The 26,959-nt window shown below is 71.0% G+C and carries 20 protein-coding genes and 1 riboswitch; of the genes, 10 read left to right on the top strand and 10 right to left on the bottom strand.

What is annotated here, in order from left to right:
* Window positions 1-26 precede the first annotated feature (26 nt).
* The 5 genes from ABD357_RS07020 to ABD357_RS07000 form a co-directional block, all read right to left on the bottom strand.
* Window positions 27-1,772, bottom strand: coding sequence for a hypothetical protein (locus ABD357_RS07020; protein WP_344388276.1), 1,746 nt, complete (start codon window positions 1,770-1,772; stop codon window positions 27-29).
* Between the two features lie 233 nt (window positions 1,773-2,005).
* Window positions 2,006-3,199, bottom strand: coding sequence for a hypothetical protein (locus ABD357_RS07015; protein ID WP_344388274.1), 1,194 nt, complete (start codon window positions 3,197-3,199; stop codon window positions 2,006-2,008).
* Window positions 3,200-3,383: 184 nt separating this feature from the next.
* Complete coding sequence (locus ABD357_RS07010; RefSeq protein ID WP_344388272.1) at window positions 3,384-4,598, bottom strand: VWA domain-containing protein; 1,215 nt, start codon at window positions 4,596-4,598, stop codon at window positions 3,384-3,386.
* A complete protein-coding gene (locus tag ABD357_RS07005) occupies window positions 4,595-7,189 on the bottom strand; it encodes a DUF5682 family protein (protein WP_344388270.1) in 2,595 nt (864 codons plus the stop codon). The genes ABD357_RS07010 and ABD357_RS07005 overlap by 4 nt, the downstream gene beginning before the upstream one ends.
* Entirely contained in the window at window positions 7,186-8,376 is a 1,191-nt protein-coding gene (locus ABD357_RS07000) for an ATP-binding protein (protein ID WP_344388381.1), read from the bottom strand. The genes ABD357_RS07005 and ABD357_RS07000 overlap by 4 nt, the downstream gene beginning before the upstream one ends.
* 143 nt (window positions 8,377-8,519) lie before the next feature.
* On the opposite strand from ABD357_RS07000, the gene ABD357_RS06995 reads away from it, so the two are divergent.
* Entirely contained in the window at window positions 8,520-9,881 is a 1,362-nt protein-coding gene (locus tag ABD357_RS06995; protein ID WP_344388267.1) for an SWIM zinc finger family protein, read from the top strand.
* A 70-nt stretch (window positions 9,882-9,951) separates the two neighbouring features.
* Complete coding sequence (locus ABD357_RS06990; protein WP_344388265.1) at window positions 9,952-11,592, top strand: DUF5691 domain-containing protein; 1,641 nt, start codon at window positions 9,952-9,954, stop codon at window positions 11,590-11,592.
* Between the two features lie 397 nt (window positions 11,593-11,989).
* Here ABD357_RS06990 and icmB read toward each other — a convergent pair whose 3' ends face one another.
* Window positions 11,990-12,409, bottom strand: coding sequence for a coenzyme B12-dependent isobutyryl CoA mutase small subunit (gene icmB, locus ABD357_RS06985; protein WP_328769183.1), 420 nt, complete (start codon window positions 12,407-12,409; stop codon window positions 11,990-11,992).
* A gap of 349 nt (window positions 12,410-12,758) precedes the next feature.
* Here icmB and ABD357_RS06980 point away from each other — a divergent pair, with 349 nt between their 5' ends.
* The 3 genes from ABD357_RS06980 to ABD357_RS06970 all read left to right on the top strand — a co-directional run bounded on the left by ABD357_RS06980 (window position 12,759) and on the right by ABD357_RS06970 (window position 15,798).
* Window positions 12,759-12,896, top strand: coding sequence for a hypothetical protein (locus tag ABD357_RS06980; protein ID WP_344388262.1), 138 nt, complete (start codon window positions 12,759-12,761; stop codon window positions 12,894-12,896).
* Window positions 12,897-12,996: 100 nt separating this feature from the next.
* The gene (locus tag ABD357_RS06975; RefSeq protein WP_344388260.1) at window positions 12,997-13,968 is read left to right on the top strand and encodes an esterase/lipase family protein; all 972 of its coding nucleotides are present in this window, start codon (window positions 12,997-12,999) and stop codon (window positions 13,966-13,968) included.
* 243 nt (window positions 13,969-14,211) lie between these two features.
* On the top strand, window positions 14,212-15,798 hold the full coding sequence (locus ABD357_RS06970; protein WP_344388258.1) for a M23 family metallopeptidase: 1,587 nt from the start codon (window positions 14,212-14,214) through the stop codon (window positions 15,796-15,798).
* Between the two features lie 34 nt (window positions 15,799-15,832).
* On the opposite strand, the gene pcrA is transcribed toward ABD357_RS06970, so the two are convergent.
* Entirely contained in the window at window positions 15,833-18,325 is a 2,493-nt protein-coding gene (gene pcrA, locus ABD357_RS06965) for a DNA helicase PcrA (RefSeq protein WP_344388256.1), read from the bottom strand.
* A gap of 271 nt (window positions 18,326-18,596) precedes the next feature.
* Window positions 18,597-18,768: riboswitch (cyclic di-AMP (ydaO/yuaA leader) on the top strand.
* A 7-nt stretch (window positions 18,769-18,775) separates the two neighbouring features.
* On the opposite strand from pcrA, the gene ABD357_RS06960 reads away from it, so the two are divergent.
* Window positions 18,776-19,930: a C40 family peptidase gene (locus ABD357_RS06960; RefSeq protein ID WP_344388254.1), complete on the top strand. Its 1,155-nt coding sequence runs from the start codon at window positions 18,776-18,778 to the stop codon at window positions 19,928-19,930.
* A gap of 93 nt (window positions 19,931-20,023) precedes the next feature.
* Here the strand turns inward: ABD357_RS06960 and ABD357_RS06955 are convergent, their stop codons facing one another.
* A complete protein-coding gene (locus ABD357_RS06955; RefSeq protein WP_344388251.1) occupies window positions 20,024-20,377 on the bottom strand; it encodes a hypothetical protein in 354 nt (117 codons plus the stop codon).
* A 433-nt stretch (window positions 20,378-20,810) separates the two neighbouring features.
* Here ABD357_RS06955 and ABD357_RS06950 point away from each other — a divergent pair, with 433 nt between their 5' ends.
* Together ABD357_RS06950 and ABD357_RS06945 are read left to right on the top strand one after the other, a co-directional pair.
* Window positions 20,811-21,860: a C40 family peptidase gene (locus ABD357_RS06950; RefSeq protein ID WP_344388248.1), complete on the top strand. Its 1,050-nt coding sequence runs from the start codon at window positions 20,811-20,813 to the stop codon at window positions 21,858-21,860.
* 204 nt (window positions 21,861-22,064) lie between these two features.
* Window positions 22,065-22,712, top strand: a complete 648-nt coding sequence (locus ABD357_RS06945) for a methyltransferase domain-containing protein (RefSeq protein WP_344388379.1) — start codon at window positions 22,065-22,067, stop codon at window positions 22,710-22,712.
* A 162-nt stretch (window positions 22,713-22,874) separates the two neighbouring features.
* Here ABD357_RS06945 and ABD357_RS06940 read toward each other — a convergent pair whose 3' ends face one another.
* Window positions 22,875-23,714, bottom strand: coding sequence for a LuxR C-terminal-related transcriptional regulator (locus tag ABD357_RS06940; RefSeq protein ID WP_344388246.1), 840 nt, complete (start codon window positions 23,712-23,714; stop codon window positions 22,875-22,877).
* The gene (locus ABD357_RS06935; protein WP_344388243.1) at window positions 23,711-24,994 is read right to left on the bottom strand and encodes an ATP-binding protein; all 1,284 of its coding nucleotides are present in this window, start codon (window positions 24,992-24,994) and stop codon (window positions 23,711-23,713) included. Before ABD357_RS06935 ends, ABD357_RS06940 begins: the two co-directional genes overlap by 4 nt.
* A gap of 180 nt (window positions 24,995-25,174) precedes the next feature.
* Between ABD357_RS06935 and ABD357_RS06930 the strand changes: the two genes are divergently transcribed.
* A complete protein-coding gene (locus ABD357_RS06930) occupies window positions 25,175-26,602 on the top strand; it encodes a PspC domain-containing protein (protein WP_344388241.1) in 1,428 nt (475 codons plus the stop codon).
* Window positions 26,589-26,828: a hypothetical protein gene (locus ABD357_RS06925; RefSeq protein ID WP_344388239.1), complete on the top strand. Its 240-nt coding sequence runs from the start codon at window positions 26,589-26,591 to the stop codon at window positions 26,826-26,828. Before ABD357_RS06930 ends, ABD357_RS06925 begins: the two co-directional genes overlap by 14 nt.
* Window positions 26,829-26,959 lie beyond the last annotated feature (131 nt).

Raw genomic sequence — 26,959 nt, 5'->3', positions numbered from 1 at the left:
CGTACGGCTGGGCGTACGGCGCTCGGTCAGATGCCGTACACGGCGCCGTACGCAGTGCCGTGTGCGGCGCTCGGCAGGTAGCTCGGGGTGACGGACTCGGCCGCGCCCTGGACGCCGGTGGCCGCGTTGTGGACCAGCGGCCCACCGGCCGTCTCGACGGTCCCGGTCACGTCCTGCGCGAGGGGCGCGGCCCGCCCGGCGACACCGCCCGCGAACGGGGAGACCTCGCCGGCAAGGCCGTACGCGAAGGGCTGCACATCGCCCGCGACGCCGTACGCCAGCGTCGTGGCACTGCCGCCGACGCCTTGCGCGACGGGCTGCGCGTAGCCGACGAGGGTTTCCACGACCGGCTGCACGGCCCCGCCGACGCCTTCGGCGAACGTCGGCACCTGTCCGACGACGCCCTGCGCGAACGGGCTGGTCTGGCCCACCACGCCGTCCGCGACCGGCGGAACGTCACCCACGACGCCGTCCGCGAAGGGCCGCACATCACCGACGACACCGTCCGCGAGCACGCCCGCGTCACCCGCGGCCTGCCCGGCGACCGGCACCACACCGTCCACGGCGGTACGGGCGACCGGTGGGAGGAGAGAGGCGGCGGTGTCTTCGGTTACCTGACCCACCAGGCCGGTGGCGTACGGGGGGACGCCGCCTGCGACGCCGTACGCGTACGTCTGCGCGTCGCCGACGACGCCGTGCGGGTACGGGGCGGTGTCCTGGGCGACTCCACCTGCGTACGTCTGGGCATCGGCCACGACTCCGTACGCCAGCGCCGTCGTCCCGCCGAGAGCCTGGCCCGCGACGGGTACGCCGCCGTGGACGGCCTGGTCGGCGACGGGGGTGACGCCGCCGACCGCCTCACCGGCGACCGGGGTGACGCCGTGGACGGCGTCTGGGGCGACGGGCGGGAGGGCGGAGCCGGCGGTCTCGTCGACGACCGGGGTGGCGGTGGCGTGGATGCCCTGGACGGTGGAGGGAAGGGAGGTGACGGTGGCCTGGACCTGGGCGGGGGCACCGTTCACGGTCTGGCGGGCGGTGTCGATCGTGGTGCCGACGGGGGCAGCCGTCCGGCCCAAGGACGCGACCGTCCTGTCGGCGGTGGCGGCCGTCTGCCGGATCGTGGCCCGGACGTTGGACGGCACTCCCGTCGCGGCCCGCTCGGTGGCCGTGAGCTTGGTCTGCGCGGCGGCGAGCGCCTGCTCGAGCTCCGGGGCGAAAGTCGACAGCGGGCCGAAGAGGTAGTCGACCTCGTCCCGGGGGCCGGCGGCGTCGGACACGGCGTTCGCCGCCTTGTTCGCCGCCGCGGTCCTGGCCTCCTGCGCGGCGGCCTTCGCCCGGGCGACCTCGTGGGCGGGCAGCTCGGCCTCGACGTATTGGCGGGCCTGGTCGGCTACGCCGCCGGCCACCTTCGTGTTCGTCTCCGCAGAGGCGGTTGTCTTCGCCTCGGCAGTGGTACCGGTGACGGCGTCGTGCGCCTTGATCGTCGTGTGGGAGGCGGTGCTCTGCGCCTTGGTGGTCGGGGCGCCGGTGATGCCGGTGATCGTGTCCGTGACGGTGGAGGCGTCGGAGGCGTCGTGCAGGACGTCATCGACCACTTCGCCGACGGGGCTGTCGACCGCGCCGCCGGTCGCGTCGTCCACGGAGAGGGACACGTCGGGTACAGAAGCCGTCGACTTGGGCAGTTCGTCAGCGCCGGCGGCGGCTGAGCCGAGCGCCCACGCGCCGGTGACCCCGGCGGTGATGACGATGGAACGGCGAATGTTCTTGTGCATGCGTGCTTCAGATCCTTCGGGATACCGAGACTTGAGGACTTCGGGAGTGGGGGGGGCTTCCGGTGTCGGATGCGGTGCCGATCCCTTACCGGTCCGGGGAGTTGAGGACCGGTGGTGTCGGCAGCGGCTCCGGTCCGGATCCCGTTGGCTGTGTCCGGAGATCGGAGGGATGTCCGGACGACGGGCAGACCTGTTCCGCCCCCGCGCGGCAGGTCAGCGCGGGAAGTGCTGCCCTAGCCGGGGAAAACGGGAATGTCCCGGTACCTGTCCCTGGTCTCGGCCGCGGTCACCGCCGCTGCGATACCGGGCACCAGCCTCAGCTGTGCCCGGTTGCCGAACGCGACGGCATGCGCGTCGCCGTGCCGCGGCGGACCGTTGTCGGCCGCGGAACCATGCCCGAGCGCACCCCTCGGGGCACCCTCGTGCTCCTGGTGCGCGGGCGGCTGCGCGGGGTGCCGCGCAGCCTCGTCGTTGTCGCTCGCGCCGGCATCGGGCGCCACGTCGCCGCCGCTGAACTGCGGCCCGTACGCGCCCGTGGACCGGTCGCCGGACCTCTCTCGGGCGTCCTGCCCGGCGGACCCGCTCTCGTCCGCCGCCCCACCGGGCAACTGCGGCTTCGAACCGGCCGGCAACGTCTGTCCCGGCAGAACGGGCACTCCCGGCAGGTGCGGGAGAGCAGGGAGTTCAAGTCCGGGGAGTACAGCCAGAGGCGGCCACCATAGCGAGGCGGGCGCCTCGGGCTTGGCAACGCCACCGCCCACGACCTGTTCCACCAGGCCACCTATGGGCCGTACGGCGCCATCGGTGGCCGGCCGTATGACCTGCTCGGTGACCGGGCGTACGACGCGGTGGACTCCGTCGGTCACGGGGGCGGCCACCGGGGCGGTCGCCTTGTGGACGGGAACCAGGGGGGCGACGGTGCGGGGGCGGGCCGGGGTCTCGACGCCGGGCTCCGAGTCGGCCCCGGACACCGACGCGTCGCCGGGGGTGGCTTCGGCTTCGGACGCGGCTTCACCAAGGCCGGCGAAGCCGTCGAGCCCGATGCCGTCGGAGGCTCCAGATCCGTCAGCCCCTGGGGTTGCAGCCCCGGAGGTTTCAGCCCCGGCGGCTCCTGCCCTGGAGGTTTCAGCAGTCGCCGACCGCTGCTCCGAACCCGGCCGCTCCGCATGCCACTGCTCCGCGCCCCGCGCAACCGCTCCGACCGACCCCGTCACAACCGGCTCGGCCGAACCCGTCACCGACCGCACGACGCCCGTCGCCGTCACACCCGAAGTCGCACCGTCCGCCGCGCCCGCCCGCGCCCCGCACAGCATCCCGAGCACGAACAACCCACCCACCAGCAACCCCACTTGCAGCGCACGCCGTCCGGCCGCCGTGCGCGTCATACGCAGAGCGGCACCGGGCAGTGCGGCTGACAGGGTCGACACGGTCAAGACGGGGAGAGCCTCCCGTGCGGCGGGACGAGGCGGGCACGAAGTAGGACGGGGCGGCACACGGCGCACCGTTGAAGTCGCGACGATCCTTGCACGGGAGTCGGGAGGTTGCGCAAGCCCCCCTTCCCGTTGGGCATTCATGTCCGGTTTCCTGCAACCAGCCCCGCATGCCCCCCTTTTACCGCCCCGGGCTCCCGGTGTCCGGTATCGGCAGCGGGCGCTTCTCGATCGCCGCCGCCATCACCTCCGGGAACAGGTCGGGCGTGCACGCGAACGCCGGTGCGTCCAGCGCGGCGAGCGCCGCCGCATGCTCACGGTCATACGCGGGCGCCCCCTCGTCGGACAGCGCAAGGAGCGTCACGAACTGCACCCCTGACGCCTTCATCGCCGCGACCCGCTTCAGCATCTCGTTCCGTATGCCTCCTTCGTAGAGGTCGCTGATGAGCACGACCACCGTGTCGGCGGGGCGGGTGATCTGCGACTGGCAGTACGCGAGCGCCCTGTTGATGTCCGTACCGCCGCCGAGCTGAGTGCCGAACAGGACGTCGACCGGGTCGTCGAGCTGGTCGGTGAGGTCGACGACGGCCGTGTCGAAGACGACGAGCCGGGTGTTGATGGACCGCATCGAGGCCAGTACAGCGCCGAAGACCGAGGCGTAGACGACGGACGCCGCCATCGAACCCGACTGGTCGATGCAGAGGATGACCTCCTTCTTCATGGACTGGGACGCGCGCCCGTAACCGATCAGCCGCTCCGGCACGATCGTCCGGTACTCGGGCAGATAGTGCTTGAGGTTGGCCGCGATCGTGCGGTTCCAGTCGATGTCGTGGTGGCGCGGCCGGCTGATGCGGGCGCTGCGATCCAGGGCGCCGGTGAGCGTGGCCCTGGTGCGGGTCGCGAGCCGCTTCTCCAGGTTCTCGACCACCTTCCGCACAACGGCACGTGCCGTCTCCTTGGTCGTCTCGGGCATCGCCTTGTTCAGCGAAAGCAACGTGCCGACCAGGTGGACATCGGCCTCCACCGCCTCCAGCATCTCCGGCTCCAGCAACAGCGTGGACAGTCCGAGCCGGTCGATGGCGTCCCGCTGCATGACCTGAACCACGGAGGACGGAAAGTACGTCCGTATGTCCCCCAGCCACCGGGCGACTGACGGCGCGGAGGCCCCCAGCCCCGCCGACCGGTCCTTCCCCGCCCGCCCCTTGCCGACGGCCCCGGCGCCGCCCCCGTACAGCGCCCCCAACGCCCCGTCCATCCCGGCGTCCTGCCCGGCCAGCTCACACCCGGTGCCGTCCGCCTCCGCCCCGCCCAGCACCAGCCGCCACCGCCGAAGCCGCTCGTCGGAGGCACCGGCCTTGACGGCCGCGCCGGCCCGGCCCGTCGCTTCCGTGCTCATCTGCCCACCCCCGCAAGGTCGTTGTCGTTCGCGTCGCTGTTGTTCGCGTCGCTGTTGTTCGCGCTGTTGCCAACCGCGTCGTTGCCAGTTGCGTCGTCAGCGTCGGCGTCGTTCTCGTCCAGCCCCAGGAGCAGGCGCAGCATCGGCAGGACGGCGTCCGCGCGGTCGGTGTCGAGGTCGGTGGCGAAGCCGGGTATGGCGGAGCCGGTGGCCGCGGCACGCTCCCGCGTTCCCGGCCCGCGGCGGACCAGTTCGCCGAGCGTGCCCCGCACCCCGGGCTCGTACGCCGAGAAGGTCCGCCGCAGCAGCGGCAATACGTCCGTGAACGCGTCCCCCGGCACTCCGGTCAGCCATGCGTCGACCAGCCCGAGCAGCCGCTCGTCGTGCACGAGCAGCATCCCGCCCCCGGAGCCTCCGCCGACGAACCCCTCGATCCACGCCGCCGCATCCCCCGGCGCTGTCCCCGGCGACAGCACAAGCCCCATCAGCCGCGCGGCCTCTCCCTCGACCAACTCCCCGTCGTCCAGCAGCAGTCGAACGGCCCGCCCCCGTATGACCCCCGGGATCGCTTCGCGCGCGGAGAGCGTCCGAAGCACGGTATGCCAGCGGGTGCGTATACCGGTGCCGTCGGTCTCCGGACGAGGATCCTGGCCCGCGGCTGCAGACGACGCCTCCGTACGCACCTCCCCCAGCAGGCCCACCCCTCCATGCACCGCATCGACATGGCGACGCATCTCCTCGGCGGCGTCCGCGTCGAGGGCGGCGCAGGCCGGCGGCAGACCGACGAAGACGCGCTCGGTGAGACCCGCCGCGACCTCGGCCAGGGCTTGCGTGCCCGTGCCGCGTACGTCGCCGTAGCGCAGCGAGCGGACCAGGGCGGGGAGGGCCTGGGCGAGGTGGCCGACGTCCGCGTCGAGGGCCGCGCGGTCGGCGAGGATCCGCATCACCACGGGGAGGGCGTCCGGGAGTTCGGCGAGGAGGCAGCGCTCCGCAAGGGTGGTGACGTCGGCCAGGACGCCCGCCGCGACGGCGTCCGCCTCGGCCTTCGCGGTCGCCGCGGCGAGCACCGTGGTGCCCCATACCCCGGCCTCGGCGACCCGCACCGCCAACTCCGGCTCCCAGCGCAGCCGCCAGGTCTCCCGGAACGTACCCGTGCTCCCCCGCGACTCCGTCGGCGCACCCCACTCGATGCCGAGGAGGCGCAGCCGGTGCAGCAGCCTGCTGCGCCCGGCGTCGTTCTCCTTCCGCAGGTCGAGCTCCAACTCCCGCTCCAGCGCCTCCGGTTTGAGCCGCAGCCGCCGCTGGATCCGGGCCAGGTCACGCTGCAACGGCACCGCGGGCGCCGACTCGGGCACCTCGCCCAGTACGTCGCCGACAATGAGCCGGTCGTGCACGAGCGCAAGCGGCACATCCGAGCCCTCGCACATCACGGCCCGTACGGCGTCGGTGCTCTCGGTCAGCCCCGGCAGCGGGCGGCCCCGCATCGCGGCGAGCGTGTCGGCGAGCCGCACCGCCTCGATGACATGAGCCGACGACACGATCCGGTCCTCGCCGCGGAGCAGCCCCGCCACCTTTGTCATCCAGCGCTCGATCGGCCGGTCGGGAACGCTGAACAGATGCCCGTACCAGCCGGGCGAGTCGATCCCCGCGCCGTAACCACTGGCCCGGGCGAGCCGCCGGTGCGTCCACGGCACCCACGTCATGTCCACCTTTGCCTTGGGCAGGCCCTTGAGCAGCGCCTTGTCGGCGGCGACGGCCGTCTTGTGCCGCAGCGCGGGCACATGCCAGGCCCCGCACACCACAGCCACGTCGTCCCCGAACTCCCGCTGTGCCGCCCTCACTTGGAGCCGCATATACGCCTCCCGCACGAGATCCCGCTCGTGTCCCCCGCTCCCGTACGCCTCCCGCAACGCCCCCATGGCTTCCCCCAGCACCTCGAAGGGCCCGAACGCGTCCGAGCCGCGGACCCCCCGGTGCTCGATCACGTCCTCCCACCACCGCTCGGGATCGTCGTACCCGGCGGTCTCGGCGAGCACGGCGAGCGGATCGATCCGGATGGCTTCCTCGGACGCGCCGCTGCCCGAAGTCTGCGACGTATCCGGTGCTGACGTCTCCGGTGCTTCGGGCCCGTCCGGTGTTCCGGACGCATCAGGCCCGTCCGGTGTCGCGGACGCGTCGGGCCTGTTCTGCGCCCCTGACGCATCCGGTGCTTCCTCCTGCCCCCACGCCAGCGTGTGCGTGGCGGGGAGGTCGATGAAGCGGGCCGGAACCCCGTGCTCCAGGGCCCAGCGGATGGCCACCCATTCCGGGGAGAACTCGGCCAGCGGCCAGAACGCCGACCGACCGGGCTCGTCCACGACATGCGCGAGGAGCGCGACGGGCGGCTGCATGCCTTCCTCGGCGGCCAGCGCGATCAACGCGTCGGCCTCCTGTGGGCCCTCGATCAGCACCGTCCGAGGGCTCGCCGCCTCCAGGGCCGCCCGCACAGCCCGCGCCGAACCGGGCCCGTGGTGCCGCACTCCGAGCAGCAGGGGACCCGAACCGCGCCCGGCACCTGCGGCCCGCGCGGCCTCCGGCAGGGATCCGTTCACGCGCTCACCTCCCGGCAGGCGCGGTAGAAGTCCTTCCAGCCGTCGCGCTCGCGGACGACCGCCTCCAGGTACTCCTGCCAGATGACGCGGTCGGCCGCCGGATCGCGGACGACGGCGCCGAGGATGCCGGCGGCGACGTCACTCGCGCGCAGGACGCCGTCCCCGAAGTGGGCGGACAGGGCAAGTCCGTTGGTGACGACGGAGATGGCCTCGGCGGTCGACAGCGTGCCGCTGGGCGACTTCAGCTTCGTACGGCCGTCGGCGGTGATGCCGTCGCGCAGCTCGCGGAAGACGGTGACGACGCGGCGGATCTCGTCGATGCCGTCGGGCACGGCCGGCAGGTCGAGGGAGCGGCCGATCTGGTCGACGCGTCGCGAGACGATGTCGACCTCGGCGTCGGCGCTCTCCGGCAGCGGCAGCACCACCGTGTTGAAGCGGCGGCGCAGGGCGCTGGACAGGTCATTGACACCTCGGTCGCGGTCGTTGGCGGTCGCGATCAGGTTGAAGCCGTGTACGGCCTGCACCTCCGAACCCAACTCCGGTATCGGCAACGTCTTTTCCGACAGGATGGTGATGAGCGTGTCCTGTACGTCGGCGGGGATACGGGTCAGCTCCTCGACGCGCGCGGTCATTCCTTCCGCCATGGCGCGCATGACGGGGCTCGGCACCAGTGCGTCGTGGCTCGGGCCGTGGGCGAGCAGCTGCGCGTAGTTCCAGCCGTACCGGATCGCCTCCTCCGGTGTGCCGGCCGTGCCCTGCACAAGCAGCGTCGAGTCGCCGCTGACCGCGGCTGCCAGGTGCTCGGACACCCATGTCTTCGCCGTGCCGGGCACGCCGAGCAGGAGCAGTGCCCGGTCGGTGGCGAGTGTGGTGACGGCGACCTCGACGATGCGGCGCGGGCCCACATACTTCGGTGTGATCACCGTGCCGTCCGGCAGGGTGCCGCCGAGCAGGTACATCGCGACGGCCCACGGCGACATCCGCCAGCGGTCCGGGCGCGGGCGGTCGTCCTGCGCGGCCAGCGCTGCGAGCTCGGCGGCGAACGCGTCCTCGGCGTGCGGCCGCAGCTCCTCGCCCTTCTGTCCCGCGGGCGCCTGCACGGACGTACGCCCGCCCGCGCTCGTGTTCGCGGGCGCGGATTGATCGCGGCTCGGGTCGACAGACGTCGGGTCGACGGAAACAGGCATGGCTAGGTCCCCCTCCAGCTCGGCCGGGTCGGCCGGTTCGGATCTGGTGTCCACCCTGCACCACACCACTGACAATGCGCTCTGACCTGCGCAAATACCCTCGCGAGGGTCGATTGTCAGTGGTGGGATCTACCTTCGATGTCATGACTCAGCAGGGGGTGCGCTGGACTGCGGATCAGGTGCTGGCACTGGCACCTGACTCCGCGTCACGCAAAGCGGGAAGCAAACTCGGCGCGGCCGGGCCGTGGTCGGAGGCGGGCAGTTCTGACGAGGGGACGGTATGGGGACTGTGCAGGGGCAGTGGCAGCAAGCCGTATCAGACGGTCATCGACCTCGCGGACTCCACGGGGCCCGCGTACAAGTGCAGTTGTCCGAGCCGCAAGTTCCCGTGCAAGCACGCGCTGGGACTGCTGCTGCTCTGGGCGGGCGAGAGCGGGACGGACAGCTCGGTGCCGCGGGGGCAGGCGCCGGACTGGGCAGAGCAGTGGATAAAGGGGAGAAGACAGCGCGCGGAGGAGAAGCGGACGACGAGCGGGACGTCCGGCCCTCCGACGGTTGATCCCGAGGCGGCGCGACGCCGGGCGGAGCGGCGTGCCGAGCGGATCACGGCCGGCGCGACGGAGCTGGAGCAGCGGCTGACGGACCTGCTGCGCGGCGGTCTGGCCACGGCGGAACAGGCGGGATACGGGCTGTGGGAGGAGACGGCGGCCCGGATGGTCGACGCGCAGGCGCCGGGACTGGCCGCGCGTGTACGGGAGTTGGGGGCGATTCCGTCCTCCGGCCCCGGCTGGCCGGTCCGGCTGCTCGAGGAGTGTGCCCTGCTCCACCTGCTCGACCAGGGCTGGCTGCGGCGCGAGCGGCTACCGGAAGGACTCGCGGCGACGGTCCGTTCCCGGATAGGGCTGCCCGGCTCGGCGGACGGCCCACCCGAGCGCGACCGCTGGCTGGTCCTCGCCCAGTACGACACGGCGGACAGCCGCCTCACGACCCGCCGCATCTGGTTGCACGGAGCGGAGTCGGGACGCACGGTACTGCTCCTGTCATACGGAGCTGCCGGCCGCGCGCCCGAACTGGCACTGCCCGTCGGACTGGCCCTCGACGCGGAGGTATCGGCGTACACAGGCGCGGGCCGGCCGCGGGTGGCCCTGGGCGAGCAGTTCACGCCCCCTTCCCCCGTGACGCTCCGCCCACCGGGGGTGAGCGTGGCACAGGCGGCGGCCCGGTACGGCCAGGCCCTCCGGGACGACCCATGGCTGGACTCCCACCCGGTGACGCTGGCCCGCGTCATACCGACCCCGGACGCCGATTCCTGGCAACTGGCGGACGCCGACAGCGACCTGGCGCTCCCCCTCACCCCTGCCGCCCAGTCCCGCTCCGGCCTGTGGCGCCTGGTCGCGCTGTCGGGCGGAGCCCCGGTCACGGTGTTCGGAGAGTGCGGCCACCGAGGCTTCACGCCGTTGACGGCGTGGCCTGAGGAAGCGGGAGAGGCGGTGCCGCTGTGCTGACGCCGGCGCAAGGTCTCTCCCTGTCGACCAGCTCACCTGATTCCCTCACCCCCGCACGGAAGGAATGCCCATGAACAGCCCCCTCCCTCTGACGGACGCACCCACCGGGAGCTCCTGGGAGGAGCTCGTGACCGTGGCGTTGCTCGGGACCGAGCGGCGTACGTTGCCGGGGACGGCGCCCGGACGGGAGGCCCCAGCAGCCCTGCTGGACGCAGCGGCGGTACAGACGGTGCGACGGCGGGCCGGATTGCGGCCGGGGCGGGCGGCGGCGCGGCCGGAGCCGGCGGCGGAGGATCCGCGTCCGGCGCTTCCCCGCCCCGCCGCGCGCAGGCTGGCGATGCTCCTCGCCGACCGGCCTGGCACGGGGAGCGGCGGCCGCAGAGGAACGGCGCCCGACCTCATGGAGTTGCTGCCGCAGTGGCTCGCCCTGGCGAACGAGCGCGGTTTCGCGGCACCCCCGGAGTTGCTGCCCGCGCTCCTGGACGCGGCCAGGGGGCGTACGGATCTTCGGCCGGCCGCGCTGACATTCGCGGGTCCGCGTGCGCTGTGGCTGGCACGACTGAACCCGGACTGGCGGTTCGCGCTGCGGGCGATACCTGGCGGCGGAGCCGCGCTGCCCGGTATCGGAGAACCGGAGCGGACACGGCAGTTGTGGCAGGAGGGCCTGTTCGCCGAGCGGGTGGCACTCCTCGCGGCGATACGGGCGCGGGACGCGGCAGCCGCGCGCGAACTGCTCGCCACGACCTGGGCGACGGAACGGGCCGAGGACCGGCTGATGTTCCTCGACTCTCTGCGCACAGGGCTGTGCGCGGCGGACGAGCCGTTCCTGGAACAGGCATTGGCCGACCGGAGCCGCAATGTACGGGCCACGGCGGCGGAGCTGCTGTCCGCGCTGCCGAGTTCGGCGCTGGCTGGGCGGATGGCGGACCGCGCCGGCTCGTGCGTGGCCGTCGACCATACGGGCCGCGGGCCCACGATCGTGGTCGAGGCGCCGCATGCGTGCGATGCGGGCATGGAGCGCGACGGGGTGGTGGCCAAGGCGCCGGCCGGCCGGGGTGAACGGTCCTGGTGGCTCGGCCAGTTGGTCGAGGCGGCCCCGCTCACCACTTGGTCCCGGCGGCTCGGCGGGCGCACGCCGGAGCAGATCGTGGCGTTGCCCGTGGCGGACGGCTGGCAGAGCGAACTGCATGCCGCGTGGTGCCGGGCGGCGGTGCGGCAGCACGATCCCTCCTGGTCGAGGGCACTGTTGGGGTCACCTTCGGCGCCGGAAGCCGGGGGGCCGGGGGCAGTGTCGCTGGCCGAGCGGGCCAAGCTGCTCGGCACGTTGGGCTCCACCGAGCGGGCCCAGTGGGTGGCCGGGTTCATAGCTGTGCACGGGTTGTCCGAGGCGTTTCAGTTGCTCGGGGTATGCGGTGTCCCCTGGGCGGGGCCTCTGGGGCGGGCCGTTGTGGACGCGCTCAATATTGCGCGGGATGCGGGGAGTTATCCGTGGAGCTTCAGCGGGGTCATGGGACTCGCGGAGCGCTGCCTCGACCCGTCGGAGGCCGCCCGTCTCGACGCCCTCACGGCCGTGCCCGACGAGCCGGAGAACGCGTCACCCGGTGCCGGGGGGTACTGGGCGGAGTCGTTCCAGCGGCTGGTGGGGACGTTGCGGTTGCGCGCGGCAATGCGGCTCGAACTGGACGGGGCGCCGATGGGGGTGGGGGGTTAGGTTCGTTGACGGGTGCGGGTGGGTGAGTGGTTGCTCGCGCGGTTCCTCGCGCCCCTGGGGTGCGTGCGTGGGTCGGGGCCGTGGGCTGGTGCGTCAGCTCGTCGCAGCGTGGGCATACGGCCCTTCGGCTCACAGGGCGCAGGTGGCCTGAGACAGAACCTGAGCGACGGGCATACGACGCACCGGCCCACGTCCCCTCCCGCCGGTGGGAAACTGCGGGTGGTTGGGGTGCGGGCTTTCCCGGGGCGCTTGCTCCTCGGGGCGCGGGCAGTCGCAGGCTTTTGCTTTCAGGGGCGCGGGGCTGTGACATATGCGGCTCCGCCGCGGGGTGCGACCAGCCACGACGGGCCCGCACTCGCCGACGAACCGAACCCACCACCCCCGTAGGCGCCCTCGCTCAACCAGAGGCAGCCGGCTGCCGAACGTTCGCTCGGACCCAGTCCACGATCGACGCCGTCGTGGCCCCCGGCGTGAAGATCTCGGCGACACCCTTCTCCTTGAGGGGCGGAATGTCCGCCTCGGGGATGATTCCGCCACCGAAGACCTTGATGTCCGACGCCTCGCGCTCCTTGAGGAGTTCGATGACGGCGGCGAAAAGGGTGTTGTGGGCCCCGGAAAGAATGGAGAGCCCGATCGCGTCCGCATCCTCCTGGATCGCGGTGTCGACGATCTGCTCCGGCGTCTGATGGAGGCCGGTGTAAATGACCTCCATGCCGGCGTCACGCAGGGCCCGCGCAATCACCTTGGCGCCACGATCGTGGCCGTCGAGCCCCGGCTTGGCCACCACCACGCGGATCGGACCGGCTGCCACACCCATCACTGTTGCCTCCATGTACCGACTTCCGCCCCGCCGAGAAACGATCTCCAGCGAACCGGACTGCGAAAATCCGTATCTAGCAAAAACCTAAATCGACCTGTTACCGTCCCGCACCGGCTTGTATCGACTGATAGCACCTCAAGACGCAGACGGCGACTCGTCGCAACCGTTACACGTCAGCCCACGTCAGGTGTACCCAGCGGCACAGCCACCCCGCACCGCGCCGGCCGGGGAAGTGAACGAACGTTATCGCCACCATCCCGCAACCGGCAGTTTCGCGGTGGAGACCGAGGGGGAAATCACACGATGGGACAAGTTCGCCGCGCACCGATCCCGCACCCTGAGGCACATGGGCCACAGCCGGGCCGGGCGCAAGGGGAGCCGCCACGAGGTCGCCGCACCTCCGCGCCGCCAGCCGGGCGGCCGGATGGCGCGGCATTTCGGCGACCGCACGACGACGGGAACTCCCGTCGTTCCACGGGCGTGATAAACGCCACCCGTGCACCGTCGTACTCCTCGTCGGCGGTTTCCCATGAGGGCACACGGGGGACAAAGCCGTCCTTCCGTGCGCCGACGGGAGGTCGGCCATGAAGGTCACCAGGGCAGTAATGCCCTTTTATCCGCTTTTGCCGCTCTGTCAACGGCTGTTGCCCAGCAGACTGGCCGGACTCTCACTGACTCTCCTCAAGGCCACGGCCCTTGAGGTCGCGATCCTCGCGGGACACCTGATCCTCTATCCCACGGGCATCACCCAAGAGCGCCGCCCGGGCGCCGCTTCGCCCTCTCCGGCCCCCAACCTCCCCTCCGCCTCACTCCCCAGGCCCCGCCGCGCACCGGACGACTTCACCTCCGAGATCGCGACCGAGGCAGACACCGACCGTGACGCCGAGGCCCACCGCCTGCCTACCCAGCCCAAACCACCGGTCGTCCTCCTCCACGGATTCATAGACAACCGCTCGGTGTTCGTGCTGCTGCGCCGCTCACTGGCCCAGCACGGCAGGCAGCAGATCGAGTCGCTCAACTACTCGCCCCTGACCTGCGACATACGCACCGCCGCCGAGCTGCTCGGCCGGCACATAGAGGAGATCTGCGAGCGCACCGGTCAGCAGGAGGTGGACATCGTCGGCCACAGCCTCGGCGGACTGATCGCGCGCTATTACGTGCAGCGTCTGGGCGGCGACGTACGCGTACGGACGCTTGTGACCTTGGGCACGCCGCACTCGGGCACACGTGTGGCACCGCTGATGAACGCGCATCCGATCGTGCGGCAGATGCGGCCCGGCTCCACCGTGCTCGAGGAGCTGCGCGAGCCCGCACCGGCCTGCCGGACCCGGTTTGTGAGCTTTTGGAGCGATCTCGACCAGTTGATGGACCCGTTGGAGACGGCCTGCGTCGAGCACCCGGACCTGCTCGCACAGAACGTACGGGTGAGCGGGATAGGCCACCTCGCCCTGCCCGTGCACCCGGCGGTCGCAGCCGGCATACGGCAGGTGCTCGACATCGAGGAGACCGCGGGAGTCCCTGCCGCCGCACGCACCGGCGGACTGACCGTGGCGTAAGTCACAACACTCCCCGCGCACCGGCTGGATATCGAACGCCGAACAGCCGGGGAACACCCCCGCGCCCTCGAACGTTCATCGAACGAAAGGCCAAAGTCGCACCCGCAGTCCGCCGAAAGGCGGCCGAATGCCCGTTTCCCGAGCGGGGGATGACGGCCGAAGATTGTCGCGCCCGTCTACCGCCGGGTACAGTCACCGCACTGCTCTGCCAGCGCCCCTGTCGTCGAGGCGAAAGAGAAGTTGGTGAACGACCGTCACCCGTCGGGGACCGTACCGCCCCCGGCCGCGGCTCCCGAAGCCGCCTCGACGCACTTCGCGTCGCATGGCGAGCACGGGTTCCAGTACGGCGACTTCACCACGTACGACGCCTACACCGCCACCGGATTTGACGCGGCGCCCACCGGCATCTACGACACATACGGCACACCGGGTGCCTGCGCGGCGCCACCCTTCGAGGCCACGACGAGCTTCGAGACCGATCCCCTCTTCGGCGACCTGCCGGGCAGCGGCGTCACGGGTTCGTACGCGTCCACCGGCAGTCACCAGACGCTGAACTACGACCCCTACGCGGCTCACCACCACGCCGCGTACGACACCGGCGGCCATGACGCGAACGGCCTGTGGACGGACACCTCCGGTCAGCAGCGGCTCATGGGAATCCCCGCGCAGTCCACGGGCCCCGACATCAGCGGTCAGTGGGACGCCAACGCCTGGCTCCAGGCCGATCCGCTCGGCCAGGCCCAGCAGTGGAACACGCAGACCTTCGACTCGGGTGCGTACGACGCCACCGCGTGGAACTCGGACGGTGGCGAGCAGCACGCGTCGTACGACCAGCACGAGCCGCATGAGCAGTACGAACCGTACGACCAGTCGGCCACAGCGATCTTCGAGCCGGTCACGTACGAACAACAGGCCGTCATAGAGGACGAGTTCCCCGCCTCCGACGACCTGGACACGGACACCGGCACCGATCTCAGCACCGGCAGCCACGACGAACCCCCTCTCCTCGACGGCCCCGAAGAGCTCGCCCCGGACGCCACCGCCGTCCTGCCGGCCCCCCGCCCGGGGTCCCGTACCGCATCCCGTGCAGCCTCCCGCTCCCGCCGCCGCACCCCGCCCAAGCGTTCCGCTCTGCTGACGGTTGCGGTGCCGTCCGCGTGTGTGATGGGTGTGGCCGGGATCGCGGCAGCATCCGTGGGCAGCGGGAACGGGAACGAGAGCAATGAGACGACGGCCGCGACCGGCACGACCGCTGTGCAGCCGGCAACCGCCAACAACAAGCTCGACACCCAGCTCGAGAGCCTGACCGCGGACGCGGACGACTTCGCCGACCGGGCGAGCCGTACGCAGGAGCGGATCGATCTCAAGGCCCAGCAGGAGGCCGAGAAGAAGCGGGCGGCGGCGGAGGCGGCGCGCAAGGAGCGGCTGCGTCCGAAGTTCGCGGTGCCGGTCGAGCAGAAGGGGCTCAGCGCCTACTACGGCCAGGCCGGCATCAACTGGATGTCCGTGCACACGGGCATCGACTTCCCCGTCTCGTACGGCACGACGGTGATGGCCGCGACCGACGGCGTCGTCCGTACGGAGTGGAACAGCGCGTACGGGAACATGGCGATCGTGACCGCGAAGGACGGTACGGAGACGTGGTACTGCCACCTCTCCACGTACAAGGTCGCTTCCGGAACCGAGGTGAAGGCCGGCGACCCGATCGCGTTCTCCGGCAACTCCGGCAACTCGACGGGCCCGCACCTCCACTTCGAGGTACGCCCGGGCGGCGGCGACGCGATCGACCCCCTGCCGTGGCTCCGCAGCCACGGCCTCAACCCGACGTAACCGCCCCGCCGCGCGGCCACCGAGCCCCGCAGGGCTACAGCTTCTCCACCGGCGCGTACCGCAGCAGCAGCCGCTTCGGCTTTGTGTCCCCGAAGTCGATCGTCGCCTCCGCGTTCGACCCCGTGCCCTTCACGCCGACCACCGTGCCGAGCCCGAACTGGTCGTGTGTGACCCGGTCCCCCACGGCCAGCGACACCACCGGCTTCTCCGTGGCCCCGCCCCGCCGCGTGGCGAAGCCGGAGGCGCCCGAGGCCGCCGAGCGCGAGCGGGAGGAGGGCAGGGAGGCCGCCACGCCCGCCGCGGGGCCGGAGGCCACCGCTCCCATGGACCCCGTCCGCTTCCACTCCAGATGGGTGTCCGGAATCTCCTCCAGGAAGCGGGACGGCGGGTTGTACGAGGGCTGCCCCCAGGCACTCCGCATCGAGGACCGCGTCAGATACAGCCGCTCCCGCGCGCGTGTGATGCCCACGTACGCGAGCCGCCGCTCCTCCTCCAGTTCCTTGGTCTGGCCGAGCGCGCGCATGTGCGGGAAGACACCGTCCTCCATGCCGGTCAAGAACACCACGGGGAACTCGAGGCCCTTGGCGGTGTGGAGGGTCATCAGCGTTATGACGCCGGAGCCGTCCTCTTCCTCGTCCGGGATCTGGTCGGAGTCGGCGACGAGCGCGACCCGCTCCAGGAAGTCGGAGAGCCCGCCCACAGCCTCGCCCTCACCGGCGTCCTGCTCGAACTCCAGGGCCACGGCGGCGAGTTCCTGAAGGTTCTCGATACGGGTCTCGTCCTGCGGGTCCGTGGAAGCCTGCAACTCGGCCAGATAGCCGGTGCGTTCGAGCACGGCCTCCAGGACCGTGGCCGGGCCCGCGCCCGACTCGACGATGGTCCGCAGCTCCTCCATCAGCGTGTTGAACCGCTTGACGGCGTTCGTGGAGCGAGCCGCCATGCCGTACGCCTCGTCGACGCGGCGCAGCGCCTGCGAGAAGCTGATCCTCTCCCGCGAGGCGAGTGCGTCGATCATCGCCTCGGCCCGGTCGCCGATGCCCCGCTTGGGGACGTTGAGAATCCGCCTCAGCGGTACGGAGTCCTCAGGGTTGGCGAGAACCCTCAAGTACGCGAGGACGTCCCGGACTTCCTTGCGCTCGTAGAAGCGGACGCCGCCGACGACCTTGTAGGGCAGGCCGACGCGGATGAAGACCTCTTCGAAGACGCGGGACTGGGCGTTCGTACGGTAGAAGACGGCGACGTCGCCGGCCTTCGCCTCACCGGCGTCCGTCAGCCGGTCGATCTCGTCGGCGACGAACTGCGCCTCGTCGTGCTCCGTGTCGGCGACGTAGCCGGTGATGCGCGCGCCCGCGCCCGCGTTGGTCCACAGGTTCTTGGGGCGGCGGCTTTCATTGCGCTCGATGACCGCGTTGGCGGCGCTCAGGATCGTCTGTGTGGAGCGGTAGTTCTGCTCCAGGAGGATCGTCGTCGCGTCCGGGTAGTCCTCCTCGAACTGGAGGATGTTGCGGATGGTCGCGCCGCGGAAGGCGTAGATGGACTGGTCGGCGTCACCGACGACGCACAGTTCGGCGGGCGGCACGTCGTGCTCGCTCGGGGGTACGTCCACGGGGTGCTCGGAGGTGCCGACGAGTTCCCGTACGAGGGCGTACTGGGCGTGGTTCGTGTCCTGGTACTCGTCCACCAGTACGTGGCGGAAGCGGCGGCGGTAGTGCTCGGCGACGTCCGGGAAGGCACGCAGGAGGTTGACCGTCGTCATGATCAGGTCGTCGAAGTCGAGGGCGTTGGCCTCGCGCAGCCGCGACTGGTAGAGCGCGTACGCCTGGGCGAGAGTCTTCTCGAAGCCGTCATTCGCCTGCGCGGCGAAGTCCTCTTCGTCGATCAGCTCGTTCTTGAGGTTCGAGACCTTGGCGCTGAACGACTTGGGCGGGAAGCGCTTCGGGTCGAGGTCCAGGTCGCGGCAGACCAGGGCCATGAGGCGCTTGCTGTCGGCGGCGTCGTAGATCGAGAACGAGGACGTGAAGCCGAGCTTCTTCGACTCCCGCCGCAGGATCCGCACGCACGCGCTGTGGAAGGTCATCACCCACATCGCGTTCGCACGCGGGCCGACGAGGTGCTCGACGCGCTCTTTCATCTCGCCCGCGGCCTTGTTGGTGAACGTGATCGCGAGGATCTGGCCCGGATGCACCTTCCGCTCGCCGAGCAGGTACGCGATCCGGTGCGTGAGCACACGGGTCTTGCCGGAGCCGGCGCCGGCCACGATGAGCAGGGGGGAGCCGGAGTGCACGACGGCCGCGCGCTGGTTGTCGTTCAGCCCCTCCAGGAGCGAGGCCGCGTCCACATGGGGACGGGGTGCGCCGTCGCGGTAGTAGGCCTCCCGGTCCGGCGGCACGTCGAACTTCCCGCCGAACAGATCGTCCGGAACCTGCTCCGGTACGTGATCGTCCTCGGGCGGTGGCGGGGGCTCTTCCTCGTGGTCCCGCGAGGGCTTGAGGTCCGCCAGGAAGCTGTCATCAAAGAGGCTGCTCATCGCTCTCCGAGTCTAGGCTCCCCCACTGACACCTCGCGGCCGCCCTGAAAAGCTGCCCCAAAACCCTGGAGGCTCTGCCGGGACGAGCCTGCCGGGATTCCTCTCACCCTCCAGGACCGTCCCGTCACGGTCGGCGACGGATCATGACGCCTGAGGTCAAGGTCACGAAAACGTATCGGACAATTCGCACATCAACCTTCACAGGAGCCACACGAGTTGGTTAGCTTTCGCAGTGGGCCGCTCGACCCCCACCGGCGAACGTCGCCGGGCCGTGCGGCTCCCGCCGAGTCCGGTACGCCCTTGTGGCCGCCCGGAGCCGGGGACCCACCGACCTTGGGGTGAATCGGGCCAACTCCCTTAGGGGACGAGGACCGTAGGGCAAACCTTCCGAAGCACACGCCCGAACCCGACAGCTAACTCGGTAGGCGGAGCACGGAAGGAGTCGCCTTCGTGGCGCCACACCGCAAAGCGCGGTCGTCCAGTCCCAAGGGCATACGGACCCCTGCCCTCGCCACCGCCGCTCTTACTTCGGTGGCCCTCCTGTCGCAGACCGCGAACGCTTCGCCCTCGGCGGAGCCGAAGCCCAGCCTCGACGAAGTCCAGAAGAAGGTCGACGACCTCTACCAGCAGGCGGAGACGGCGACCGAGAAGTACAACGGCGCCAAGGAGAAGACCGGCAAGCAGCGCAAGAAGGTCGACAACCTCCTTGACGACGTGGCCTCCCGCACGCAGAAGCTCAACGAAGCGCGCGAGGAGCTCGGTACGTTCGCCGCCGCGCAGTACCGTACGGGCGCCGCCGCCCCTGACACCGCGTCCCTGCTGCTCGCGGACAACCCGCAGGACTACTTCGACCAGAACCAGCTGATGGACCGGCTGACCAGCCGCCAGCAGCAGGCCGTCGACGACTATGCGACGCAGCAGTCCGAAATGACGCAGAAGCGTCAGGAGGCCTCCGAGAGCCTTCAGGCGCTCACCAAGACCGAGAACACCCTGAAGTCGTCCAAGGCGGACGTTCAGCGGAAGCTCGCAGAGGCGCGCCAGATGCTCTCGCAGCTGACCGCCGAGGAGAAGGCGCGGCTCGCGGCGATCGAGCGGGAGAAGCGCGAGGAGGCCCAGCGCAAGGCGGAGGAGCTGGCGCGGCAGCAGCAGGCCGCGGAGGAGCAGCGCCGCCAACAGCAGCAGGCCCAGCCGACTCCCGCGCCCTCCACCGGCGCGGGGACCTCGACCGGCACGGGCACCTCCGCGGGCACCACGACGGCCAAGGGCGAGAAGGCGATCGCCTTCGCCCGTTCCCAGACCGGCAAGCCGTACGTCTGGGGCGCGTCGGGACCGGACTCCTACGACTGCTCCGGCCTCACCCAGGCGGCCTGGAAGGCCGCCGGCGTCACCCTCCCGCGCACCACCTGGGACCAGGTCAAGGTGGGCACCCAGGTCTCGGTCGCCAGCGCCCAGCCCGGCGACCTCGTCTTCTTCTACGACGACATCAGCCACGTCGGCCTCTACCTCGGCGACGGCATGATGATCCACGCCCCGAAGCCGGGTGCGTACGTCCGCGAGGAGTCGATCTACTACATGCCGGTCCACAGCGTGGTCCGTCCGGCGTGAGGCACGCGCGCGTGGACCCCTTTTCGGGGTGCACGCGCGCGTGAGCCCGTTTCGGGGCTCCTCAAGGGGCCGCTTTTGAGGCTCTTCAGGCCGTCACGTCCAGAGCACCGCAATGAAAACGTTCGCGGTGGTCAGCCCGCCGACCAGGCCGAACAAGCCCTTGTCCACCTTCTCCTCGTCCCGCTTCACGTACACGAGGCCCAGGATCACGATCAGCAACGCCAGCTTGACGCCGATCTTGATGTTGTTGACCGTCTGGTCGTCGGCCTGGTTGAGGCCGACCAGGATCACGCCCGTGACGAGCATGGTGAACGCGCCGTGGAGCATCGCGGGGCCGAAGCGGGCCGTGCCCTCGCCCATCGCCTTCATCTGGGTGAGGAAGCCGCCGAGGAGTGCGGCGATACCGATGATGTGCAGGGCGACGAAGAGATGGATGAGTACGTCCATGACGCCGGAGCCTAACCGGGGGCCCCTGCACGGCCTCACACCACCCCGCGTCCCCGTACGGGCCCTGACGGACGCCTGCGGACAGTGACAGAGGCCTGCGGACACGGACGGGCCCATAGCACCGCCGAGCCGCCCGGGCCTCCACGACTGCCGCATCGGTCAACGCCTCGCGTCAACTCGGCGCCTCCAGGCCGGGATCACGGTCGTACACGGTCACCTCGTTGCCCAGTCCCGTCAGTTCCGTACATGGCGTTACCAAGCCGGCACGGTCAGGTTTAGCGTCCTTCCCCAGGTGACCGGCTCCCCACCGCCGTCCGGACCAGGGGCGGCAGCCGGTACATCACCGCCGAGAAGATCCGGCGGCGGCCCGCTCCCCCTGTGCGGGCCGCCGCCGGACGCGTGACCGGCCCGTTCGGGAAGGAAGTGTGTCCAGGTGGCAGCGCACCGCAAGCCAAGACAGCGCTCACTCGGTGGCAATACGGCCCGCACCGCCTTCACGATCGCACTCGCGGGCGCGGCGAGCGCCACCTCCTTCGACGGTGCGGGGCACGCCGAGCCACGGTTGACCCCGGATCAGGTGCGGGCGAAGGTCGACAAGTTGTACCAGGAGGCGGAGGTCGCCACCGAGAAGTACAACGGGGCGAAGGAGAAGGCCGACAAGGCGGAGGAACGGGTGGACTTCCTCCAGGACGAGGCCGCCCGCAGGACGGAGCGGCTCAACTCCGAGCGGGACACTCTGGGTTCGGTGGCTGCCGCGCAGTACCGGGACGGGGGCCTGGACCCCGCGCTGCGGCTCTTCCTCTCCTCGGAGCCCGATCAGTACCTGGATGAGGCCGCGTTCGCCGAACGCGCCGGCAGCCGGCAGGCCTCGACCGTTTCGCGCGTACGCGGCCAACTGCGCGAGATCGAGCAGTTGCGCGGGGCCGCCCATGTCGAGCTGGCCTCGCTCAAGTCCCAGCAGGCGGCGCTGAACCGGCACAAGAAGACGGTCACGGGAAAGCTCGGCGAGGCCCGGCGGCTGCTGTCCCGCCTGACGGACGAACAGCGAGCACGGATCGGCGCGGACGACGCCGCCACGGCCCGCACCTCACGCTCCGCTCCGCCGGCCCCGGGCTCGACCGCTGCGGCTCCCAACTCCCGTGCGGCGGCCGCCGTTTCGTACGCGTACGAGAAGCTCGGCAGCCCGTATGTGTGGGGTGCCACCGGTCCCGACGCCTTCGACTGCTCGGGCCTCATGCAGGCTGCGTACCGCTCCGCGGGGATCTCGCTGCCTCGGACGACGTATGCCCAGATCGACGCCGGGGAGCGAGTCTCGCGCGCCGGCCTCAAGCCCGGTGACCTGGTGTTCTTCTACTCCGGCATCAGCCATGTGGGGCTCTATGTGGGGAACGGGCAGATGATCCACGCGCCCAATCCTTCGGCGCCTGTGCGGCTCGCTCCGCTTGACGAGATGCCGTTCGCGGGGGCCACGAGGGTGGTGTGAGGTTGTCTCGCCCCGCCGCGCCTACCCGTCCCATCCCTGGGGCTGCGCCCAGGCCCCCTCAGGAAGGACCTCGGGTGCAGGTCGGTTGTGGCTGGTCGCGCCCACGCGGCGGAGCCGCAAATTGACACAGCCCTGCGCCCCTGACGGGGCGCACCCGGCTACTCCGCCCACGAGACCCGCCGCCTCGGCGACCAGGCCGACACCCTGGCGCAACTGCTCCACGCCGACACGACATACCCCGCGGGCAGCAAGGTCCTGGAGGTGGGCTGTGGAGTGGGCGCCCAGACGGTCCACTTGGTCGAGGCGAGCCTCGAGGCGCACTTCGCGGTGGACGTCTCGGCCGCTTCCCTCGCTCAGGCGCGCGCCCGCGTCACGGCCCTGTTCCCCCAGGGCCACGTGACGTGGCACCAGGCGAATCTTTTTGAACTCCCCTTCTCTGACGCCGAGTTCGACCACATCTTCGTCTGTTTCGTCCTGGAACACCTGCCCGCCCCGCGCCAGGCGCTGACCGCCCTGCGCCGCGTCCTCCGCCCCGGCGGCACGCTCACGGTCATCGAGGGCGACCACGGCTCGACGTTCTTCCATCCCCACAGCCCGTACGCCCACGCCGCCATCGACTGCCTGATCCAACTCCAGGCCGCACCCGGCGCAAACGCCCTGATCGGCCGCGAACTGCATCCCCTCATCGCCGACGCCGGATACGACGACGTTACGGTCCGCCCCCGCACCGTCTACACCGACCGCTCCCGGCCCACCCTGGTGGACGGCTTCACCCGCAACACCTTCATCGCCATGATCGAGTCCGTACGCAAGGGCGCCCTGGCGGCGGGCCTCATCACCCCCTCGGACTGAGACCGAGGCATAGCCGACCTCCACCGCACAGCGGTGGATGACGGCACCTTCCACTACACGTTCTTCAAGGCGGTCGCCATCAGTCCGGCCCATCCCGAGGAATCGGGTTGCCCCCAGCGGAGCGCACCCGCTTGAGTCGCCACAGCCATACGACCGGGAAGGTCAGACCAGTCGTCGTGCCGTCGCCCATCGGGTCAGCTCGTGGCGGTTGGACAGCTGGAGCTTTCTGAGGACCGCCGAGACATGGGACTCCACCGTCTTCACCGAGATGAACAGCTGCTTGGCGATCTCCTTGTAGGCATACCCGCGGGCGATGAGGCGGAGGACCTCGCGCTCGCGTTGAGTGAGGCGGTCGAGGTCCTCGTCGACGGGCGGGGCGTCGGTGGAGGCGAAGGCGTCGAGTACGAAACCGGCCAGGCGCGGGGAGAAGACCGCGTCGCCGTCCTGGACGCGGAAGACGGAGTTGACGAGGTCCGTGCCGGTGATCGTCTTCGTCACATAGCCCCGGGCGCCGCCCCGGATGACGCCGATGACGTCCTCGGCGGCGTCGGAGACGGACAGCGCGAGGAACCGTACGGGCTGCTCGGCATCCGCCATCAACGCGGCGCAGCGGCGCAGGACTTCGACCCCGCCGCCGCCCGGAAGGTGCACGTCGAGGAGGACGACCTCGGGCCGCGTGGCCGTAATGACCGAGACGGCCTGGTCGACGTCGGCGGCCTCCCCGACCACCTCCACACCCGTCCGCTCGGTCTGCCCGATCTCCGCCTGGACCCCCGTACGGAACATGCGGTGGTCGTCGACGAGGACCACCCGGACCCGCCGAACGGGTCCGGCATCCGCCGAATCAGGCGTGCCCGCCGGGTCGTTGGCTTCGGCGGCGGCCTGCGACGGCGCGTCGGCCGCGGCAGAGCCGGTCCCCGCGGCAGGGCCCTCGGCCGCGCCCGCGCCGGTCGCGCCACCGCCCGGCTCGACCGTCCCGGCCGGCTCGTTCGCGTCGCTCATGTCTCCGCCCTCTCCATCTCCAGCTCGACCTCCGTGCCGCCGTCCGGTACGGCGCGCAGCCGGGCCGTGCCGCCGTTGCGCTCCATGCGGCCGATGATCGATTCTCTGACGCCCATGCGGTCGTCGGGTATCGCGTCCAGGTCGAAACCGGGGCCGCGGTCCCTGACGGACACGAAGACCGTCCTGCCCTCGACCTCGGCGTAGACCTGCACCGCGCCGCCCTCGCCACCGTACTTGGCCGCGTTCACCATCGCTTCCCTCGCGGCCTGCATCTGGGCACCGATTCTGTCGTCGAGCGGGCAGTCGCCGACGACCACGACCTCTATGGGGACGCCGTGCTTGTCCTCCACCTCCGCCGCGCTGCGCCGGACCGCCTCGGCGAGGGTGTCCGGCTCGTCGGCCTCGTCCTTGCCGGTGCCCTCCGGTTTGTACAGCCAGTTGCGCAGGTCGCGCTCCTGGGCGCGGGCGAGGCGGCGGACCTCGCCCGCGTTCTCCGCGTTTCGCTGTATCAGCGTCAGGGTGTGCAGTACCGAGTCGTGGACATGCGCGGCCACCTCCGCCCGCTCCTGGGCGCGGATACGCATCAGCCGCTCCTCGGAGAGGTCCTGGGTCATGCGTACGAGATAGGGGCCGGCGAGCAGCGCTATGCCGACGAGGACCGCGAGCGCCGCCTGCAACACCGAGCCGAGGTGGGCGGCGGAGCCCTGGAGGACGAATATCCCGGAGACGCCCACGGTGACCAGCAGGACTCCGGCCGCGGAGCGGGCCAGCGTCAGCGTGCGCCGGTGGCGGCCGACCTCCATCCAGCGGGCCCGCCGCGCATTGTCCGCCTGGCGCCAGACCAGGGCCACGCCCGCGCCGACGAGGACGAGGGGCCAGAGATACACCTTCGCCCCGCCGCTCAGGTCCACATTGCCGACGAAGATCATCGCGACCACGACCATCGCGAGCAGCGCGACGATCTGGCCCTTGTCGGGCTTGCGGGCGACAAGTCTGCGGCGCCCGTCGGTGGAGGTCTCGGTGGCGATGGCCGGAGGTCGTCCGGTGTCCACGCCTCCGACGCCGAGCGGCACGAAGAACCAGAACGCGGCATACAGCAAGGCCCCGAGGCCCTCGGCCATGAACAATCCGACGAAGACCAGCCGCACCCAGATCACGGGCAGCCCGAGATGCCCGGCGAGCCCCCGCGCCACACCACCGAGCCAGCGTCCGTCACTGCTGCGGTAGAGCTTGCGCGGCGGCCGCGGGTCCTCGACGGGCACAGCTGCGACTTCCGGCATGCCATCGATATTCACACGCGAGTCGAGCCAGGACATCAGGGTCGACCCCCGAGACTCCCCTGATCTTCGACGCCCGGGGCGTCTCGGGGATCAAGGGCCTGATGCCTCGGGGACGATTTCAGGGTTCGGCCAGGGTCGTCCCGACTGCCGCCGGGCCGCCGCGCCCGTCACCATGGACACATGACAGACCACCAGCACGCCGCGGCGGGTCCGGTACCCGGTTCCGGCCCGGGCGAGGCTCCGCCCGCCGGGCCGCGGGACGCGGTGCCCGCCGCCGGCGCCCCGGCCACCGCGGGTGAGGAACCGCGCGCGCACGGGGACCCGCCCGCGCCCGGAGATCCGGTCGTGCCCGAGGTCCCGCAGAAGTTCCGGCGCGACCGGCGGCACAAGATGCTGGGCGGCGTGTGTGCGGGGCTCGGGCGGCAGTGCGACATGGACCCGGTGATCTTCCGCATCGGGCTCGCGGTGCTCTCTGCGAGCGGCGGCATCGGCCTCATCTTCTACGGCTTCGCCTGGCTGTTCGTGGCGTACGACGACGAGGAGGAGAACGAGCTGCGCAAGCTGCTCACCGGCCGCGTCGACGGCCAGGCGCTGACGGCCGTGCTCTTCGCGCTCGTCGGCTGCGGGGTGTTCCTGTCCATGCTGGGCAACGGCGGGGTGCTCACCTTCGCCACCACGCTCGCGCTGGTTCTGGCGGGCGCCGGTTACTGGTCGCGGCAGCGCGGCGCACCCGGCCCCGACCCGCTCGCCGCGCAGGCGGTGGCCGATGCGCCACCGGAAGCCCAGGCACCGCCCGTCCCCGACTCCTTCTCCTCCTGGTGGCGCGATCCCATCGTCAAGGACGGCACTCATGTAGGAGGCACCGGTTATCTATGGGGGCCGAGTGACACCCAGGACCGGGACATCGCGGCAGCGGTCAATATCGCGCAGGGCAACTACGGCAGGGACATACGCGCACGCGAGCCGAAGCCGCGCGGCCCTCGCTGGATCGGCGGCTGGGTGTTCCTCCTTGCCCTGCTGGCGGGCGCCCTCGGCACCAGTGCGACCTGGGACGACCACGCGCTGGGCACCAGCCTCCAGGCCGGCCTGGCGAGCGCTCTCATCGTTCTCGGCGCAGGCATAGCGGTCAGCGCGTTCCTGGGGCGTACGGGGGCGGGGTCGGTCTTCCTCGCGATCATCACCGCGGCCCTGCTGGCTTGCTCGGCGGCGCTCCCGAAGGACATCAGCACGCACTGGGTGCGCACGAACTGGACACCGGCCGCGGTGGCGGACGTACGGCCTGCCTACGAACTCGGCACCGGCGTCGGCACGCTCGATCTGACCCGGATACCCCTGGCCGAGGGCCAGACAGTGACGACGAGCGTCGAGGTGGGCGTGGGCCGGCTCAAAGTCGTCGTGCCCAAGGACGCGACGGTGAAGCTGAACGTCGAAGTGGGCGTCGGCGACATCCAGTTCCCCGGCGACGGAAAGCAGGACGTGGACGTGGCCCCCGGCAAGTATGAGGAACGGACTCTCAAACCCACGAGCAGCACCAAGAACGGCGGCACGCTCGACCTCACCCTCGAGGTCGGCGTCGGACAGGCGGAGGTGGCCCGTGCTACGTCATGACTTCCAGCCCGGCCGGCTGATAGCAGGCTTCTTCCTCACGCTCACCGGCATCATCTACGCCGGCGACGCGGGCGGGCTCTGGGAGACCCCCTGGTTCGCGGTGATCCCTCTCGTCACCGGCGGCCTGTGCCTGGCAGCAGCAGCGGGCACGATGACACACGCGATACGCCACCGTCGCAAGAGGCTCGCTTCCCGGGAGCCACGGGAGGCGCCCATGCAGAGCTAGGAGCTGGGTCTGATCGCCGGAGACCTGGCCGGACCTAGGGCCTGTGTGATGTCGTGATCAATCGGCTGTTCGCAGGATGTCTTCGAGCCAGATCATCGAGGCGCGGAGTTCGAGGCCTGCGAGGTAGCTCT

The sequence above is a fragment of the Streptomyces vastus genome (assembly GCF_039532825.1).
Lineage (GTDB): Bacteria > Actinomycetota > Actinomycetes > Streptomycetales > Streptomycetaceae > Streptomyces > Streptomyces vastus.
The sequence above is the reverse complement of the archived record's forward strand: the minus strand, read 5'-3'. Positions and strand labels throughout refer to the sequence as shown.

What these genes read in the sequence shown, in the direction of transcription:
- ABD357_RS06935 (WP_344388243.1), bottom strand. Translation starts at nt 24,994, where the DNA reads ATGCCGGAAGTCGCAGCTGTGCCCGTCGAGGACCCGCGGCCGCCGCGC.
- ABD357_RS06975 (WP_344388260.1), top strand. Translation starts at nt 12,997, where the DNA reads ATGAAGGTCACCAGGGCAGTAATGCCCTTTTATCCGCTTTTGCCGCTC.
- ABD357_RS06990 (WP_344388265.1), top strand. Translation starts at nt 9,952, where the DNA reads ATGAACAGCCCCCTCCCTCTGACGGACGCACCCACCGGGAGCTCCTGG.
- ABD357_RS06930 (WP_344388241.1), top strand. Translation starts at nt 25,175, where the DNA reads ATGACAGACCACCAGCACGCCGCGGCGGGTCCGGTACCCGGTTCCGGC.
- ABD357_RS07020 (WP_344388276.1), bottom strand. Translation starts at nt 1,772, where the DNA reads ATGCACAAGAACATTCGCCGTTCCATCGTCATCACCGCCGGGGTCACC.
- ABD357_RS07010 (WP_344388272.1), bottom strand. Translation starts at nt 4,598, where the DNA reads ATGAGCACGGAAGCGACGGGCCGGGCCGGCGCGGCCGTCAAGGCCGGT.
- icmB (WP_328769183.1), bottom strand. Translation starts at nt 12,409, where the DNA reads ATGGGTGTGGCAGCCGGTCCGATCCGCGTGGTGGTGGCCAAGCCGGGG.
- ABD357_RS06995 (WP_344388267.1), top strand. Translation starts at nt 8,520, where the DNA reads ATGACTCAGCAGGGGGTGCGCTGGACTGCGGATCAGGTGCTGGCACTG.
- pcrA (WP_344388256.1), bottom strand. Translation starts at nt 18,325, where the DNA reads ATGAGCAGCCTCTTTGATGACAGCTTCCTGGCGGACCTCAAGCCCTCG.
- ABD357_RS07000 (WP_344388381.1), bottom strand. Translation starts at nt 8,376, where the DNA reads ATGCCTGTTTCCGTCGACCCGACGTCTGTCGACCCGAGCCGCGATCAA.
- ABD357_RS06940 (WP_344388246.1), bottom strand. Translation starts at nt 23,714, where the DNA reads ATGAGCGACGCGAACGAGCCGGCCGGGACGGTCGAGCCGGGCGGTGGC.
- ABD357_RS06980 (WP_344388262.1), top strand. Translation starts at nt 12,759, where the DNA reads ATGGGCCACAGCCGGGCCGGGCGCAAGGGGAGCCGCCACGAGGTCGCC.
- ABD357_RS06955 (WP_344388251.1), bottom strand. Translation starts at nt 20,377, where the DNA reads ATGGACGTACTCATCCATCTCTTCGTCGCCCTGCACATCATCGGTATC.